We start from the raw sequence: 16581 nt of genomic DNA on the forward strand, positions 1-16581 counted from the left end.
GTGCTCTCAGCCCAGCTGCGGCTTGATCTCGGAGGCGATCAGCTCCAGGTGGTCCAGGTCGTGCAGATCCAGGGTCTGCAGGTAGAAGCGCGTGGCGCCCTGCTCCGCGTAGCGCCCGATCTTCTCGACGACCTCGGCCGGGGAGCCGGCCAGTCCGTTCTCCTTCAGATCGGCGACCTCGCGGCCGATCGCCGCCGCCCGGCGCGCCACCTCCGCGTCGTCCTTGCCCACGCACACCACCAGCGCGTTGGAGTACGTCATGCTCTCCGCGGGGCGGCCCGCTGCCCGCACCGCCTCCCGTACCCGGGTGAACTGCGTACCGGTGTCCGCGATCGAGGCGAAGGGCACGTTGAACTCGTCGGCGTAGCGCGCCGCCAGCTCCGGGGTGCGCTTGGCGCCCATACCGCCGATCAGCACCGGCACCTTCTCCTGCGCGGGCTTCGGCAGCGCCGGGGAATCCGCGAGCCGGTAGAACTTCCCCTCGAAGTCGAAGGTCTTGCCCACCGGGGTCGCCCACAGCCCGGTGACCACGGCCAGTTGCTCCTCCAGGCGGCCGAACTTCTCCTTCGGGAACGGGATGCCGTAGGCCGTGTGCTCGGCCTCGAACCAGCCGGCGCCGAGCCCGAACTCGATCCGGCCGCCCGACATCGCGTCGACCTGCGCCACCTGGATCGCCAGCACTCCCGGCAGCCGGAAGGTGCCCGCGGTCATCAGCGTGCCGAGCCTGATCCGGCGCGTCTCCCGGGCCAGGCCCGCGAGCGTGATCCACGCGTCCGTCGGCCCGGGCAGCCCGTCGCCGCCCATCGTCAGGTAGTGGTCCGAGCGGAAGAAGGCGTCGAAGCCGAGGTCTTCCGTCGCCTTGGCGACACGGAGGAGCGTGTCGTAGTCGGCCCCCTGCTGGGGCTCGGTGAAGATTCGCAGGTCCATTCCCCCATCCTGCACTCCTCACGCGCCACCACGTCAAACGCCGCATGACGACTCCCCGCCGCGCGCGCCGCCGTCGCCCGCGCCCTCGCGGACCAGCGCCCGTACCCGCTCCCTCGCCTCGTCCACCGCGTCCAGCGCCTCGACGCAGCTCCAGTACGCCCCTTCGTCCTCCACCGCGCATGTCAGCACCACCAGCGCCTGGTTGATCTCGCCCAGCAGCACCCGCAGGGCCCGCAGCGCCCCCGCCGGATCGCGCACCGTCGTCAGCCGGGCGGCGCGCGGCGGACCTGCCCCCGCGACCGCGACCGGCGGCACCACCCGCCCCGGCAGCGTCTCCTCCCCCACGGACCCGGCTGCCGCACGCCCCGCTGCCAGCAGCCGCGACACCGCCTCGACCAGCTCGCCCGCCTGCCAGGCCTCCTCGATGACGTCCTCGGGCCGCGGCGCACCGCGCATCACCCGCTCCGACTCCGCCACCAGCCGTGCCGCATCCATCGCCTGTCCCCTCGCCCACGGGGCGGTGACCCTTTCACCGCCTGCCGACATCACTCAGCGTGACAGATCGCGGACGTTCAGCGAAAGATAATTCCCTGCCCCTGTGGATAACCTCGCGCGGACGGCGCCCGGGAGGAATCGGCGCAGGTCAGCCTGGCTCCGGCGCCCCTCCCGCCGACCGGTCCGAGCCCGCCCCACCCGCAGGCTCCTCCACCCCCGCGCCCCGTGGCGCCCTCGGGAAGCGCTGCTCGTTGCGGTCGATCTTCGCGTCGAGCGCGGCCAGCACGTCGACGTCCAGCACCGCGCAGAACTGGAGCAGGTACGCCAGCACATCGGCGACCTCGTCGCGCACACGGTGCGCGGATTCCGGGTCCGCCATCACGGCGGCAGCCTGCTCGGGCGTCAGCCACTGGAAGATCTCCAGCAGCTCGGCCGCCTCGACGCTCAGCGCCGACGCGAGGTTCTTGGGGGTGTGGAAGGGCTGCCAGTCGCGGGCCGCGGCGAAGTCGACGAGGCGGCGCTGCAAGCCCGCGACGTCCAGTGGTTGTCCGGTCACCCCGCCTGGTCTACCCCATCGCTCCCGCCGGCCTCACCCCGGGCGCCCGCGCCCCCCACCGGCTCGTCACCCTCCGGGATGCCCGCGCCCGGCGCGGGAGCCTCGCCCGGGCCGAAGGCCCCGCCCGGCACCAGGTCGTCCTCCGGCTCGGGGTCGTCGCCCAGCGCGAAGCCGCCCAGCTCCGCACCGCCGTCCGCCCCCGGAGCGCCGCCCGCACCATCGCTGCCCGCGCCGGAACCGCCCGCGGCCCCCGCCGCCGAGCCGCCCGCACCCGGATCGCCGCCCTCCCCCGCGGAGCAGCCCTCCCCCGTGTCCTGGGCCGGCACGCGCCGCTTCACGCCCAGCCGCGCGAGGGTCACCCCGGCCGAGCCCTCGGCGCATTCCGCGTCCTGCAGTGTGCCGATCAGCCGGATGTGCCCGCGGGCGGCGGCCACCCGTGCGAGTCGGAGCAGTTCGCGCACCTGCCTGCGGTCCAGCCCGACGTCGAAGCCGTCCGCCAGCACGGTCAGCACCTGGCCGGCGGGCAGCAGCTCCGTGGTCGTGTCGACGTCCAGCACGCCCGGTCCGGTGAGCAGCACCAGCGCGAGCGCCACGAAGCGCAGTTCGCCGTCACCGAGCCGGTCGACCGGCACCACGCCGAGCGAGCCGCGGTCGACGGCGGCGATCACGGCGTCCAGCGGCGCGAGCCCGTCGCGCGGCGACGGCAGGAAGGCGGGCAGGACGGTCAGCCCCTCGACGGGCGGGGCGCACACCTCGCGCACCGCGTTGACGAGCGCGGCGTGCCGGGTGACGCACTCGCCCTCGGTCCTGGCCAGGACGGCGGACAGGTTGTCGCACGCGGCCCGCAGCCGCCCGTCACCCGGCACGACGGGCGCGCGCATCAGCTCGGGCCGCGGCGCGACGGTGAAGACGCCGCGCAGCGCCACCACCAGCTGCTCGGCGGCCGCGAGCACCTGCCGCTGCCCGTCCGTACGGCCCGAGACGCGCAGCGGCAGCAGCGCGGTGGCCAGGACGTTGTCGGGCAGCGGGGCGCGCGTCACCGGAACGTCGCCCGCCGTGTGCCAGGCTGCCTGCACCGTGGGCCGGGAGGGGTCGCGCAGCGCGGTGGTCAGCAGCGTCCGGCCCGCACCGATCAGCCGCTCGCCGACGATCCGCAGCGTCGGCTCGGCCTGCACCGCGACGTCCAGCCGGACCGGGCCCATCGGGCCGTTGACGGTGCATCCGAGGCGGAAGCCGCGCCGCCCCTCGGCGTCCGGCGGCAGGCCCTGCGGCACGCACGCGGCCGCGCCGCCGCGCACGCCGGCGTCGAAGACCTCGGCCAGTTCCGCGCCGGAGGCCAGCTTGCCGAGCGCGGCGAGTCCTTCGAGGGCGCTGGACTTGCCCGTGCCGCTGCGGCCGGTGAGCAGGGTGAGGGGGCCCAGCCGGAAGGTCGCCCCGCGGTGCGACTTGAAGGCGGACAGCCGCAGTTCGGTGACGGCAGGGCGGAGGTGGCCCGCGCGCCGGGGGGCACTGGTGGTCATGGCGGCGAACGTAGCCAGCGTCCGGCGTGCGGAACCGTTCCACCGTCCTCGACATCACCCGAACGAGGGACGTTACGCGTGTTTCCGTGATTGGACGCGCCCTTTCACGCTCCGGCGCCGCCCCCCGCGGGCCCTCCCCGGTACGCCCCACTACCCCCTCGCCTGCCCTGCCGCCCGCGCCCCGTTGTCGTACCCGGCGGCTACCGTGTCGAAGGTGACCACCACCAGGTATGTAGCGCTGCTGCGCGGGATCAACGTCGGGGGCAGGGCGAAGGTCCCGATGCAGACGCTGCGTGAGCTGCTGACCGCCCTCGGCGGCACGGACGTCCGCACGCACCTGCAGAGCGGCAACGCCGTCTTCGCGCACGCCGAGCGCGACCCGCGCCGCCTGGAGGACGCGCTGCGGCAGGCGCTCGCCGACGAACTGGGCCTGGACATCACCTGCATGGTGCGTACGGCCGCGGATCTCGCGCGGGTCGTCGCGGCGAACCCCTTCGACATGACCGGTGTCGACGGATCGCGCTTCCTGGTCGTCTTCCTCGCCGGGCCCGTCCCGCAGGACCGCATCGCCGCGCTCGACCTCCCGGCCTACGCGCCGGACGAACTGCGCGCGGGCGAGCGGGAGATCTACGCCCACCTCCCCAACTCGATCCGCGACTCCAAACTGGCCGCGCGCCTCACCGACCGCGGGCTCGGCGTCGCGGCCACGGCCCGCAACTGGAACACGGTCACCAAACTGCTGGAGCTCAGCGGCGCCTGAGCGGCACGCCGCGACCCGCTCGATACGCGACGACCCGACGTTCGGCCCACGGGCCCCGGCCGCCGAACGTCAGGAAACGGGGAACCAGGCCGCCAGGCGCTTGGCGACGGCCGGGACGTCGACGGCGTCCTGTGCCACTTCCTCGACGAACGGGCCGGCCACGGAGACGGGCGGCGGGGCGGTGTCGCCCGGAACACGTCCGTCCGGCACCGCTTGATCCCCGACACCGGAAGCCCCGTGTCACGCACGCCCGGCCCGCCGCCGTCGCCCACGCGGGCGACGGCCGGGATCTCGTCGGTCCGGCGTCGCGGACTTCGGTCACTTCAGGTAGTGCAGGATCTCCGCATCGCTGTCGAGGAGTTCGGCCAGGACGTCGTCGGCCTTCGGCTCGGCCCGGTTCTGGGCTTCGCGGACGGCCTCGACGGCAGGCTCCTGCTTGCTGCGGCCCTCCCGGCGGGCACGCTCGGTGAGCTTCGCGTCGGGGTCGGCGGGGAGTCGGAGTGTCGTCGCCATACCCCGATCATGCCGGACCGGTACCGAGCGCCGAGGCGCCCGCGGCCGCCCTACTTCGCCGGCTCCAGAATGGCCACGCACTCCATGTGGTGGGTCATCGGGAAGAGGTCGAAGGCGCGCAGCCGGACCGGGTGGTAGCCGGATTCGGCGAAGTAGGCCAGGTCGCGGGCGAGGGCGGCGGGGTCGCAGGCGACGTAGGCGATGCGGCGGGGGGTGAGGCCGGCGAGGTGCTGGACGGTGGGGCGGCGGGCGCCGGTGCGCGGGGGGTCGAGGACGACGAGGTCGGCCTCGGTGATGCCGGTGCGGGGCAGGACGTGGTCGACCTTGCCCTGCTCGATACGGACCCGCGGGAGGTCCTGGAGGTTGTGGCGGGCGTCCTGGACCGCGCGCTTGCCGGACTCGATGCCGAGCACGGCGCCGCTCTCGCCGACGCGCTCGGCCAGCGCGCCGGCGAACAGGCCGACGCCGCAGTACAGGTCGAGGGCCATGTCGCCCTTGCGCGGCATCAGGCCCTGCATGACGGCCTCGACGAGCAGGTCGGCCGCCTTGGGGTGGACCTGCCAGAAGCCGCCGTCGCCGACCCGCCAGGTGCGGCCCGCCGCGCGCTCGCGCACGAAGTCGCGGCCGTGCACGCGGTGGACGGCGTGGTCGCGCTCGCCGATGCGCAGTACGGAGACCGGGCGGTCGAGCTCGACGATGGGCAGCCGCCCGCCCGGGCGGGGGGTCAGCACAACCTGGCGGTCGCTGGAGCCGGTCGCCGCGATCGCCTCGACGGCGGCCATCTGCGGCCAGGTCCGGGCCTCGACGCCGAGCTCGGAGACCTCGGGCGCGGCGATCATGCAGTGGTCGACGACCTCGACGTCGTGCGAGCGGTGCCGGCGCAGGCCCGCGCGCCCCTCGGCGTCCACCGCGTACTGCACGCGGGTGCGCCACGCGGGCACCTCGCCCTTGGCGACCTTGTCGCCGGGCGCGGGCTCCACCGTGCCGTCCCAGCCGGCCTGCTCGGGGGTGAGGCCGGCGAGGCGGGCGAGCTGCTCGGTCAGGACGGCGGCCTTCAGGCGGCGCTGCGCACCGGGGGCGGCGTGCTGCCAGTCGCAGCCCCCGCAGCGGCCGGGCCCGGCGAAGGGGCAGGGGGCCTCGACCCGGTCCTTGGACGCGGTCAGGACGCGTACGGCGTCGGCCCGCAGGTAGCGGGCGCCCTCCTCACCCTCGGTGACGCGGACGACGACCCGCTCGCCGGGCAGGGCGTGCCGTACGAAGAGCACCTGCCCGGCCTCGTTGCGTGCGAGGCAGTGACCGCCGTGCGCCACCGGCCCGATCTCTACCTCGTACTCCTGGCCGACCAGTGACGGGGCGGGCTCGGTCTGCATGGCGGTGGTGCTCCTGCGGGTGCGTGGGTGCGGTGCTGAGGGATGCCGGGACGGCGCGGTGCTGAGGGATGCTGCGTGCTGCGTGCTGCGTGCTGCGTGCTGCGTACTGCGTACTGCCGGGACGGTACGGCCGCGGGGCGCGGGCACGGCGTCGCGGCGTGGGCGCGGCAGTCCACTCTACGGGCCCGCCGCCGCCCCCGCCGACCTCAGTGCTCGCGCGGCCGCTCCGGCTGCCGCGGCTGGGAGCCGACGGGGCCGCGGCGGATCGAGCCGGGGGCGTTCCAGTCGGCACGGCGGCGCGCCCGGAGCCGGGCCACCTCGGAGGACTCCAGCTGGTAGGGCACCGAGGTGACCATCACGCCCGAGGTGAAGAGCAGCCGGCCCTTGAGCCGCAGCGCGCTCTGGTTGTGCAGCAGGTGCTCGTACCAGTGGCCGACGACGTACTCGGGGATGTAGACGGCCACCACGTCGCGCGGGCTGTTGCGGCGCAGGCCCTTGACGTAGTCGATGATCGGCCGGGTGATCTCGCGGTAGGGCGAGTCGAGGACCTTGAGGGGCACGTCGATGCCGCGCCGCTGCCATTCGGCCTGGAGGGCCTTGGTGTCGTCGGGGTCGACGTTGACGCTGAGCGCCTCCAGGGTGTCGGAGCGGACCAGCTTGGCGTACGACAGCGCGCGCAGTGTGGGCTTGTGGACCTTGGAGACCAGCACGATGGAGTGCACGCGCGAGGGGCGCACGTAGTCGTCGCCCGGCTGGTCCTCGGCGGCGATCTCGTCGGAGACCCGGGTGTAGTGGCGGCGGATCGCCGTCATGGTGGCGTAGAAGACGCACATGCCGAGGACGGCGACCCAGGCGCCGTGGGTGAACTTCGTCAGCAGCACGATGACGAGCACCAGGCCGGTGAGGAAGGCGCCGAAGGTGTTGATGGCCCGGGAGCGGACCATGTGGCGGCGCTTGGCCTGGTCGGTCTCGGTGCGCAGCAGCCGGTTCCAGTGCCGGACCATGCCGGTCTGGCTGAGGGTGAAGGAGACGAAGACGCCGACGATGTAGAGCTGGATGAGCCGGGTGGAGTCGGCGCCGTAGACGACGACCAGGATGCAGGCGAAGGCCGCGAGCAGCACGATGCCGTTGGAGAAGGCCAGCCGGTCGCCGCGGGTGTGCAGCTGGCGGGGCAGGTAGCGGTCCTGGGCGAGGATCGAGCCGAGCACCGGGAAGCCGTTGTAGGCGGTGTTGGCGGCCAGGAAGAGCACCAGGGCGGTGGCGGTGGCCAGGAAGATGAACGCCACCGAGTTGTGGCCGAAGACCGCCTCGGCGACCTGGGCGATCACCGGGTCCTGGGTGAAGCCCGAGCCGACCGGCCTGCCGTGGTCGAGCAGGTCGGAGGCGGGGTTCTCGGCCATCCGGACCTTGGTGTTCACCGCGAGCGCGATGATGCCGAGGAGCATGGTGACCGCCAGCAGGCCGATGAGCGCGAGCGTGGTCGCGGCGTTCTTCGACTTGGGCTTGCGGAAGGCCGGGACGCCGTTGCTGATGGCCTCGACGCCGGTGAGCGCGGCGCAGCCGGAGGAGAAGGCGCGCAGCAGCAGGAAGACCAGGGCGAAGCCGCCGATCCCGGAGGATTCGGCATGGATGGTGAGATGCGCCGTGGGCGCATGCATGTCGTGCCCGGTGGCGATCCGCAGGATGCCCCAGGCGATCATGCAGAAGACGCCGAAGACGAAGGCGTAGGTCGGAATCGCGAAGATCGTGCCGGACTCGCGCACCCCGCGCAGGTTCATCAGCATCAGCACGATGATCATGACGACCGCGCCCAGCACCTTGTGCGTGACGAAGAACGGCACGGCCGAGCCGAGGTTCTCGATGCCCGAGGCGATCGACACCGCGACGGTGAGGACGTAGTCCACCATCAGCGCGCTGGCGACGGTCAGGCCCGCCCTGGCCCCCAGGTTGGTGGTGGCGACCTCGTAGTCGCCGCCGCCGGAGGGGTAGGCGTGCACGTTCTGCCGGTAGGACGCGACGACGGTGAACATCACCACCGCGACGGCGACGACGATCCACGGGCTGTAGTGGTAGGCCGCCCCGCCGGCGATCGACAGGACGAGCAGCACCTCGCCCGGCGCGTACGCCACCGACGACAGCGAGTCGGACGCGAAGACCGGGAGCGCCAGCCGCTTGGGCAGCAGCGTCTCGCCGAGTTTGTCGCTGCGCAGCGCCCGGCCGATGAGGATCCGCTTCGGCAGGTCGGTCAGTTTGGACACCCCGCGATGTTAAGGGATCGTCAATACGTGCGGATCCCCCCGGTCGGGCTCGGACTGTGGTGATCTTGTGTGCCCGGCGTGCGCCCCGCGCGGCCGGCACCCTGCGCCGGGGGACGCCGGGGGACGCAACCTTCTGCCGTGCCGGGCGCGTGTGTAGCTTTGGCCGCGGTCTGAGACGCTGGACGAGGGCCCTGACGACCAGATCGGTCGCGGGCCGGTCTCGGGCGAAAACGTTGGCAGCCGGAAGGACGGTCGTGCACGTCGTGATTATGGGGTGCGGGCGGGTGGGGTCCACCCTCGCGCACTCCCTCGAACAGCAAGGTCACACGGTCGCGGTGATCGATCAGGACCCCACGGCTTTCCGCCGTCTCGGGTCCGGGTTCGGCGGGCGGCGGGTGACCGGGGTGGGGTTCGACCAGGACACGCTGCGCGAATCCGGGATCGAGGAGGCGGGAGCCTTCGCGGCGGTCAGCAGCGGTGACAACTCCAACATCATCGCGGCCCGGGTGGCGCGCGAGATGTTCGGGATCGAGAACGTCGTGGCGCGGATCTACGACCCCCGGCGGGCCGAGGTCTACCAGCGGCTCGGGATCCCGACGGTGGCCACCGTGCGGTGGACGGCCGACCAGATGCTGCGCCGGCTGCTGCCCTCCGGCGCGGAGCCGCTGTGGCGCGATCCCAGCGGCGGGGTGCAGCTCGCGGAGGTGCACACGTCGCCGGCCTGGATCGGCCACAAGATCAGCCAGCTGCAGGAGGAGACCGGCGCCCGGGTGGCGTTCATCACCCGGCTCGGCGAGGCGATGCTGCCCGGAGCGCAGACCGTGCTGCAGGAGGGCGACCTGGTGCATGTGATGCTGCGCACCGACGAGGTCGCGGCCGTCGAGGCGGCCTTCGCCAAGGGACCCGAGGAGGCCCACTCATGAGGGTGGCCATTGCCGGCGCCGGCGCGGTCGGCCGGTCCATCGCGGCCGAGCTGCTGGAGAACGGGCACGAGGTGCTGCTCGTCGACAAGAACCCCACCTCGATCTCGGTGGAGCGGGTCCCGCAGGCCGAGTGGCTGCTGGCCGACGCCTGCGAGATCACCTCGCTCGACGAGGCGGCGTTGCAGCGCTGCAACGTGGTGATCGCCGCGACCGGCGACGACAAGGTCAACCTGGTCGTGTCGCTGCTCGCCAAGACGGAGTACGGCGTGCCGCGGGTCGTCGCCCGGGTGAACAACCCGAAGAACGAGTGGCTCTTCAACGAGTCCTGGGGCGTGGACGTCGCCGTGTCCACCCCGCGGCTGATGTCCGCACTGGTCGAGGAGGCGGTGAGCGTCGGCGACCTGGTCCGGCTGCTGCGCTTCAGCCAGGGCGACGCCAACCTGGTGGAGCTGACGCTGCCCGAGGAGGCCGCACTCGTCGGCACCCGCGTCGGCGACGTGGAGTGGCCGCAGGACACCTCGCTGGTCACCATCATCCGCGGCAACCGGGTGCTGACCCCCTCCAAGGACGACGCGCTGGAGGCGGGCGACGAGCTGCTGTTCGTGGCCGCACCGCACCGCGAGGAGCAGCTGGAGGACCTGCTGTCGGTCCAGGACCGCAGCGGCGCCTGAGCGGCCGCGCAGGGCGTGCTGACGGCGGTGGCCCGGGTCCTCGAAAGGACCCGGGCCACCGCCGTCGTGTGCTGAGGCTCTCCGGCTGCTGGCGAGGCCTTCGGGCTACTTGACCGGCTGCTCGGCGCTCTCCGCCGACGCGGCGCGCTCCTTCTCGGCCTTGCGCTCCTCCTCGGCCGCCTCCATCTCGGCGAAGACGTCGATCGGCGGCGGCGCCTTCACCAGGAAGATCCAGGTGAAGTAGACCGACAGCAGGAAGGGCGGGATGCCGAGCGCGACCTTGACCCAGCCCAGCTGCGTGGCGTCGCCCCACCAATAGAGCGGGAAGAGGATCGCCGACTTGGCCAGCAGGATCAGGCCCCAGGCCCAGCTGGCCTTGGTGTACGCCACCAGGCGGCCGGGGTTGCGGGTGCGCCAGGACAGGTTCTCCCGGAAGACCGGGCCGAGGATCAGGCCCAGCAGCGGGAAGCGGGCGAGCGCCGAGACCACGTACGCGATGCCCAGGCCCAGGGTGTACAGCATGCCGGGCAGGTAGAAGTTCTTCGCGTTGCCCGACATCATCGCGAAGAGCACGCCGAAGCCGATGCCGAAGACGCCGCTGAAGGCGTGCTTGAGGGTGTCCTTGCGGACCAGCCGCACGACGGCCAGCACCAGCGACAGCGCGAGCGCGGCGAACGCGGAGGGCGCGATGCTGTGGTTGATCGTGTAGATCACCACGAAGACCAGGCCCGGGACGGTGGTCTCCACCATGCCCAGCACCCCGCCGAACGCCTCCAGCAGGGCTGCCTCGGTCGCGGCCCGCACGTCGGGGTCGCCACCGCCGCCGGGTGGGCCGCCCGCGGGGCGGGCGCGCTCGTGGTCCTCGTGGTCCGTGTTGTCGATCGACGCCACCGGCTACTCCTGTCCGACCGGACGCAGTTCGTACTTGGGGTTGAACAGCACCGGACGGCCATGGTTCATGGAGATCCGGCCGGAGGCGATGATGCGGCGGCCGGGTTCGATCCCGGTGATGCTGCGGCGGCCGAGCCAGACCACGTCCAGCGCGGCGGATCCGTCGAACAGCTCCGCCTCCAGTGCGGGCACCCCCGCCCGAGGACGGAGAGTGACCGTACGCAGCGTACCGGTGACGGACACTATCTGGCGGTCGGAGCAGTCCTTGATCCGCGTACAGCCGACCGCCCGGGACTCCTCCTGGAGCTCCTCGGAGTGCAGTTCCTCCTGGGAGGACGACAGCCGGCCGAGCATACGACGGAAGCGGCCCGCGGGTCGCTCGTCACGGATGGCACCACTCATGCGTTCCAGCGTACCGGCCGGACCTCACGCCTCGAAGCGGTAACCCATGCCGGGTTCCGTGATGAAGTGCCGCGGGCGGGCCGGGTCCGCCTCCAGCTTGCGGCGCAGCTGCGCCATGTAGACCCGCAGGTAGTTGCTCTCCGTGCCGTACGCCGGGCCCCAGACCTCCTGGAGGAGCTGCTTCTGCGACACCAGCCGGCCGGGGTTGCGCACCAGCACCTCCAGCAGGTGCCACTCGGTGGGGGTGAGGCGGACGTCGGCGCCGTCGCGGTGCACCTTGCGGGCGGCCAGGTCGACGGTGAAGCTGTCGGTCTCCACGGCCGAGGCTCCCTCGTCCGGCGCGGTGGGCGCGGCGCGGCGGACCGCGGCGCGCAGCCGGGCCAGCAGCTCGTCCATGCCGAAGGGCTTGGTGACGTAGTCGTCGGCCCCGGCGTCCAGCGCCTCGACCTTCTCGTCGGAGGCGTGCCGGGCGGACAGCACGATGATCGGCACCCGGGTCCAGCCGCGCAGGCCCCGGATGACCTCGACACCGTCCATGTCGGGCAGCCCCAGGTCCAGGACCACGACGTCGGGGTGCCGCGCCGCCGCCAGCCGCAGCGCGGCCGCGCCGTCGTGCGCGGCGTCCACCTCGTAGGACCGCGCCCGCAGGTTGATCACCAGCGCCCTGACGATCTGCGGTTCGTCATCGACCACCAGCACCCGGTACATCCGCCGCTCTCTTCCGCTCCCCGGCTCGCGCCGCTCGCCCCCGCCCGCCGCGGGCTCCCGGCCCGCCGCCCCGCCGCTCACGTGGTCGCCGTCGCCGGCAGACCGGGGCGGGCCGGCGCGCCGCCGGCCGCCGCCCGCAGGGTGAGCACCATCGTCAGGCCGCCGCCGGGGGTGTCCTCGGCGACCAGGGTGCCGCCCATGGCCTCGGCGAAGCCGCGGGCGACCGCGAGGCCGAGGCCGACGCCGGTGCCGCGCGGGGCGTCGCCGTACCGCTGGAACGGCTCGAATATCTGCTCCTTGGCGTCCTCCGGGACGCCCGGGCCGCGGTCGGCGACCCGCACCTCGACCCGGTCGCCGAGCGCGCTCGCCGCGACCAGCACGGGCTCGCCGGGCGGGTTGTACTTGACGGCGTTCTCGACGACGTTGGCGACGCTGCGCTCCAGCAGGCCCGGGTCGACGGCGACCATCGGCAGCGACTCGGGGATGTCCAGGGTGACGCTGCCGTCGGGGACGCCGCCGAGCGCCCTGGGCACCACCTCGTCGAGGTCCAGCTCGCGGATCAGCGGGTTGACGGTGCCGGTCTGCAGGCGGGACATGTCCAGCAGGTTGCCCACCAGGTGGTCCAGCCGGTCGGCGCCGTCCTCGATGCCGGCCAGCAGCTCCGCCTCGTCCTCCGGCGACCAGGCGACGTCCGCGGAGCGCAGCGAGCTGACCGAGGCCTTGATGCCGGCCAGCGGGGTGCGCAGGTCGTGCGAGACGGCGGCGAGCAGCGCGGTGCGTATCCGGTTGCCCTCGGCGAGCTCGCGGGCCTGGCCGGCCTCGTCGGCGAGCCGCTTGCGGTCCAGCACCACCGCGGCCTGCGCGGCGAAGGCGGACAGCACCCGGCGGTCGGCGGCGGGCAGTACCCGGCCGAGCAGCGCGAGCGAGAGCCGGTCGTTGACGGCCACCTCCACGTCGGCGTCCTCCGGGCGTACGCACGGGACGGCGCCGACGGAGGCGGCGCAGGTCCACGCGTCGCTCGCGGGGTTGTCGTCGTCCCGCTCCAGCAGCACCACGGAATCCATCGCGAAGGTCTCGCGCACCCGCTCCAGCAGCGCGTCCAGCGAGCTCTCGCCGCGCAGCACGCTGCCCGCCAGATGCGACAGGATCTCCGCCTCGGCGCGCAGCCGGGCGGCCTGCTGGGTGCGCCGGGCGGCGAGGTCCACCACCGAGGCGACGGCTGTGCCGACCATCACGAAGATCACGATCGCGATGATGTTCTCCGGCTGCGCGATCGTGAAGGAGTGCGTGGGGCGGGTGAAGTAGTAGTTCAGCAGCAGCGAGCCGCCCACCGCGCACACCAGGGCCGGCAGCAGCCCGCCGGTGAGGGCTGCGGCCACCGTGAGGGCCAGGAAGAGCAGCATGTCGGTGGCCTGGCCCATGCCGGGGTGCCACTGGGTGAGCAGCAGCGTCAGCAGCAGCGGGCCCGCCACGCCGGTCAGCCAGCCGGCGACGACGCGGGAGCGGCCGAGCTTCGCGCCGCGCGCGGAGGGCAGGCCGCGGCCCTTGGCGGCCTGCTCGTGGGTGACGATGTGGACGTCGATGTCGGCGCTCTCGCGGGCGACGGTGCTGCCGACGCCGGGGCCGAAGACGTACTGCCAGGGCTTGCGGCGGCTGCTGCCGAGCACGATCTGGGTGGCGTCGACCCCGCGGGCGAAGTCCAGCAGGGCGTCGGGGACGTCGTCGCCTATGACGTGGTGGAAGGATCCGCCGAGGTCCTCGACCAGGGTGCGCTGGACGGCCAGCTCCTTCGTCGAGCCGGACACCGGGCCGTCGCTGCGCACGATGTGCACGGCCATGATCTCGCTGCCCGAGCCCTTGGCCGCCATCCGGGCGGCCCGCCGGATCAGGGTGCGGCCCTCGGGCCCGCCGGTGAGGCCGACGACGATGCGCTCGCGGGCCTGCCAGGCGGCGGATATGCGGTGCTCGGCGCGGTATTCCTGGAGGTACTCGTCGACCCGGTCGGCGGTCCACAGCAGGGCCAGCTCGCGCAGCGCGGTCAGGTTGCCGGGGCGGAAGTAGTTGGACAGGGCCGCGTCGACCTTGTCGGGCGCGTAGATGTTGCCGTGCGCCATGCGGCGGCGCAGCGCCTGCGGCGACATGTCGACCAGCTCTATCTGGTCGGCGCGGCGGACCACCTCGTCCGGCACGGTCTCGCGCTGCCGCACCCCGGTGATCGACTCGACGACGTCGCCGAGGGACTCCAGGTGCTGGATGTTGACGTTGGAGACGACGTCGATGCCCGCCTTGAGCAGCTCCTCGACGTCCTGCCAGCGCTTGGCGTTGCGCGAGCCGGGCACGTTGGTGTGGGCCAGTTCGTCGACGAGTGCGATCTCGGGGGCGCGGCGCAGGATCGCGTCGAGGTCCATCTCGGTGAAGACCGTGCCGCGGTACTCGCACTCCCGGCGCGGCATCTCCTCCAGGCCGTGCATCATCACCTCGGTGCGCGGCCTGCGGTGGTGCTCGACGTAGCCGATCACGACGTCCGTGCCGCGCTCGGCCCGCCGGTGGGCCTCGGAGAGCATGGCGTAGGTCTTGCCGACACCGGGGGCGGCCCCCAGGTAGATGCGCAACGTGCCGCGTGCCATGGTCAGACCTTAGATCGGCCGAAGCGGACACATCGGACTCGGGGCCTCCGTCCGGGCGCACCTTGACGCCGTCTTGACGCCTGCGTACGTCCATGGTCCCTCGGCAGCGCCGAAAGGGCCCGACGTCGCGGGCGCGGCTCAGCCGTCCGAGACGATCCGGCCGTCGCGCAGCTCCAGCACCCGGTCGGCCAGGGCGATCAGCTGGCTGTCGTGGGTGGCGACCAGCGCGGTGACGCCCTCGCTGCGCACCACCGCCCGCAGCAGCTCCATCACGGCGAGCCCGGTGTCCGCGTCGAGCTGGCCGGTGGGCTCGTCGGCGATGATCAGGTCCGGGCGGTTGGCGAGCGCGCGGGCGATGGCGACCCGCTGCTGCTGGCCGCCGGACAGCTCGCCCGGGCGCTGGGCGGCGTGGTCGGCGAGGCCCACCAGGGCGAGCAGCAGCGACACGCGCTCCTCGCGCTCCTTGGGCGGGGCCTTGCGCAGCCGCATCGGCACACCGACGTTCTCGGCGGCGGTGAGGATCGGGATCAGACCGAAGGACTGGAAGACGAAGCCGATGCGGTCGCGGCGCAGGGCCAGCAGGTCGTCGTCGCCGAGCCCGGCGAGGTCGGTGCCGTCCAGCGATATCCGCCCGCCGTCCGGCGAGTCCAGGCCGCCCACCAGGTTGAGCACGGTGGTCTTGCCGGAACCGGAACGGCCCTTGAGGGCGACCAGTTCGCCGCGCCCCACCGAGAAGGACACCCCGCGCAGCGCGTGCACGGCCGTCTCCCCGCTGCCGTACGTCCGGCGCAGGTCCTCGACCACCACCATCTCGCCGGTCCCCTGCACCGTCGCCACCGCCGTCGCGGACTGCTCGGCCATCCCCGCGCCTCCCTCCTGGTCGCTCATCCTTCGTCCCGCCCCCGCTGCTCCCCGCCTGGCGGCTGCCCGGCCTCGTCGCCCGCCGCCGCCATTTCCCCGGCGCCGCGGTCGGGCCACACCCCGATGTGGTCGCGCTCCGCGGTGAGCCGGACGCGGCGGCTCAGGCCGTAGCGCTCGGTGTACTCCCGCGGGAGCTGGAGCCGCCCCACCCGGTCCAGGACGGCGAACTCCTCCGCGACGCCCTGCCCGTCGCCGTCGGCCCCGCCCGCCCCGGGGCGCAGCACCTCGGTCGCCGTGCGGCCGTCGCGTATCCGTACGGTACGCCGGACCTGCTCGGAGACGGCCGGGTCGTGGGTAACGATCAGGATCGTTACGCCCAGCTCGGTGTTGGTACGGCGAAGGGCCGCGAAGACCTCCTCGCCGCTGGCGGTGTCCAGCTCGCCGGTGGGCTCGTCCGCGAAGAGCACCCGGGGGGTGTTGGCGGCGGCCACGGCGATGGCGACGCGCTGCTGCTGGCCGCCGGACAGCTCGCCCGGGCGGCGGTCGCGGCAGTCGGCGACGCCGAGCATGTCCAGCAGTTCCCCGGCCCGCTCGGCGCGCCGGGCGCGCGGCACCCTGGCGTAGCCCATGGGCATGGTGACGTTCTCCAGCGCCGTCAGGTACGGCAGCAGGTTGCGGGCGGTCTGCTGCCACACGAAGCCGACCGTGCGACGCCGGTAGTCGAGCCGCTCGCGGCGCTTCATGGCCAGCAGGTCGTGCCGCGCGACCCGGGCGCGGCCGGCGGTCGGCAGGTCGAGCCCGGACAGGATGCCCAGCAGCGTGGACTTGCCCGAGCCGGACGCCCCGACGACGGCCAGCAGCTCGCCCTCGTCGACGATCAGGTCCAGTCCCTGGAGCGCCTGCACCTCGACGCCCTCCGTGCGGTAGACCCGCACGAGGTTGTCGCAGACGATGAGCCCCTCGTCGGGCGCGGGAGCGGCGGAGGCCATGGCGCGGGCCTGGAGCGTGGCGAGGTCGGTCATACGTGCTCCCGGTGGTCGTCGTGCGGTCCTGCGGGGCGCCCCGCGGTACGGGGCGCGGTGCGGCGGGCGCTCGGGCG

16 protein-coding genes and 1 pseudogene are annotated in these 16581 nt (G+C 73.5%); 3 read left to right on the plus strand and 14 right to left on the minus strand.

Features of this window, described 5'->3' with window-relative positions:
• Positions 1–6 precede the first annotated feature (6 nt).
• From IH54_RS0104165 to IH54_RS0104180, 4 genes and pseudogenes are all read right to left on the minus strand, one after another.
• Positions 7–927 (minus strand): LLM class F420-dependent oxidoreductase, encoded by a 921-nt coding sequence (locus IH54_RS0104165; protein ID WP_031512899.1) that lies wholly within the window; start codon positions 925–927, stop codon positions 7–9.
• A gap of 33 nt (positions 928–960) precedes the next feature.
• A complete protein-coding gene (locus tag IH54_RS0104170) occupies positions 961–1422 on the minus strand; it encodes a DUF6099 family protein (RefSeq protein ID WP_031512900.1) in 462 nt (153 codons plus the stop codon).
• 148 nt (positions 1423–1570) lie between these two features.
• On the minus strand, positions 1571–1978 hold the full coding sequence (locus tag IH54_RS0104175; protein ID WP_031512901.1) for a nucleotide pyrophosphohydrolase: 408 nt from the start codon (positions 1976–1978) through the stop codon (positions 1571–1573).
• 338 nt (positions 1979–2316) lie between these two features.
• A pseudogene (locus IH54_RS0104180) lies at positions 2317–3498 on the minus strand (AAA family ATPase); the annotation flags it as partial.
• Positions 3499–3712: 214 nt separating this feature from the next.
• Here IH54_RS0104180 and IH54_RS0104185 point away from each other — a divergent pair.
• Positions 3713–4258 carry a DUF1697 domain-containing protein gene (locus IH54_RS0104185; RefSeq protein WP_031512903.1) on the plus strand — a complete coding sequence of 182 codons (546 nt, stop codon included), beginning with the start codon at positions 3713–3715 and terminating at the stop codon, positions 4256–4258.
• A gap of 69 nt (positions 4259–4327) precedes the next feature.
• On the opposite strand, the gene IH54_RS47875 is transcribed toward IH54_RS0104185, so the two are convergent.
• The 4 genes from IH54_RS47875 to IH54_RS0104205 all read right to left on the minus strand — a co-directional run bounded on the left by IH54_RS47875 (position 4328) and on the right by IH54_RS0104205 (position 8399).
• Positions 4328–4468, minus strand: a complete 141-nt coding sequence (locus tag IH54_RS47875; RefSeq protein WP_324607741.1) for a hypothetical protein — start codon at positions 4466–4468, stop codon at positions 4328–4330.
• Between the two features lie 108 nt (positions 4469–4576).
• The gene (locus IH54_RS0104195; RefSeq protein WP_031512904.1) at positions 4577–4771 is read right to left on the minus strand and encodes a hypothetical protein; all 195 of its coding nucleotides are present in this window, start codon (positions 4769–4771) and stop codon (positions 4577–4579) included.
• Positions 4772–4821: 50 nt separating this feature from the next.
• Positions 4822–6141, minus strand: a complete 1320-nt coding sequence (locus tag IH54_RS0104200; RefSeq protein WP_031512905.1) for a class I SAM-dependent RNA methyltransferase — start codon at positions 6139–6141, stop codon at positions 4822–4824.
• A gap of 206 nt (positions 6142–6347) precedes the next feature.
• Positions 6348–8399: an APC family permease gene (locus IH54_RS0104205; protein ID WP_031512906.1), complete on the minus strand. Its 2052-nt coding sequence runs from the start codon at positions 8397–8399 to the stop codon at positions 6348–6350.
• Positions 8400–8653: 254 nt separating this feature from the next.
• On the opposite strand from IH54_RS0104205, the gene IH54_RS0104210 reads away from it, so the two are divergent.
• Positions 8654–9322 (plus strand): potassium channel family protein, encoded by a 669-nt coding sequence (locus IH54_RS0104210; protein WP_078861926.1) that lies wholly within the window; start codon positions 8654–8656, stop codon positions 9320–9322.
• Positions 9319–9993 (plus strand): potassium channel family protein, encoded by a 675-nt coding sequence (locus IH54_RS0104215; protein ID WP_031512908.1) that lies wholly within the window; start codon positions 9319–9321, stop codon positions 9991–9993. The genes IH54_RS0104210 and IH54_RS0104215 overlap by 4 nt, the downstream gene beginning before the upstream one ends.
• A gap of 105 nt (positions 9994–10098) precedes the next feature.
• Here the strand turns inward: IH54_RS0104215 and IH54_RS0104220 are convergent, their stop codons facing one another.
• The 6 genes from IH54_RS0104220 to IH54_RS0104245 form a co-directional block, all read right to left on the minus strand.
• Positions 10099–10884, minus strand: coding sequence for a DUF3159 domain-containing protein (locus IH54_RS0104220; RefSeq protein ID WP_420711706.1), 786 nt, complete (start codon positions 10882–10884; stop codon positions 10099–10101).
• 3 nt (positions 10885–10887) lie between these two features.
• Positions 10888–11286 (minus strand): OB-fold nucleic acid binding domain-containing protein, encoded by a 399-nt coding sequence (locus IH54_RS0104225; RefSeq protein WP_078861927.1) that lies wholly within the window; start codon positions 11284–11286, stop codon positions 10888–10890.
• Positions 11287–11310: 24 nt separating this feature from the next.
• On the minus strand, positions 11311–11994 hold the full coding sequence (locus tag IH54_RS0104230; RefSeq protein WP_031512911.1) for a response regulator: 684 nt from the start codon (positions 11992–11994) through the stop codon (positions 11311–11313).
• 77 nt (positions 11995–12071) lie between these two features.
• Positions 12072–14621, minus strand: a complete 2550-nt coding sequence (locus tag IH54_RS0104235) for a sensor histidine kinase (protein WP_031512912.1) — start codon at positions 14619–14621, stop codon at positions 12072–12074.
• A 138-nt stretch (positions 14622–14759) separates the two neighbouring features.
• Entirely contained in the window at positions 14760–15482 is a 723-nt protein-coding gene (locus IH54_RS0104240; protein ID WP_031512913.1) for an ABC transporter ATP-binding protein, read from the minus strand.
• 23 nt (positions 15483–15505) lie between these two features.
• The gene (locus IH54_RS0104245; protein ID WP_052397053.1) at positions 15506–16504 is read right to left on the minus strand and encodes an ABC transporter ATP-binding protein; all 999 of its coding nucleotides are present in this window, start codon (positions 16502–16504) and stop codon (positions 15506–15508) included.
• Positions 16505–16581: the final 77 nt, after the last annotated feature.

The sequence above is a fragment of the Streptomyces sp. NRRL F-5123 genome (assembly GCF_000721495.1).
Classification (GTDB): domain Bacteria; phylum Actinomycetota; class Actinomycetes; order Streptomycetales; family Streptomycetaceae; genus Actinacidiphila.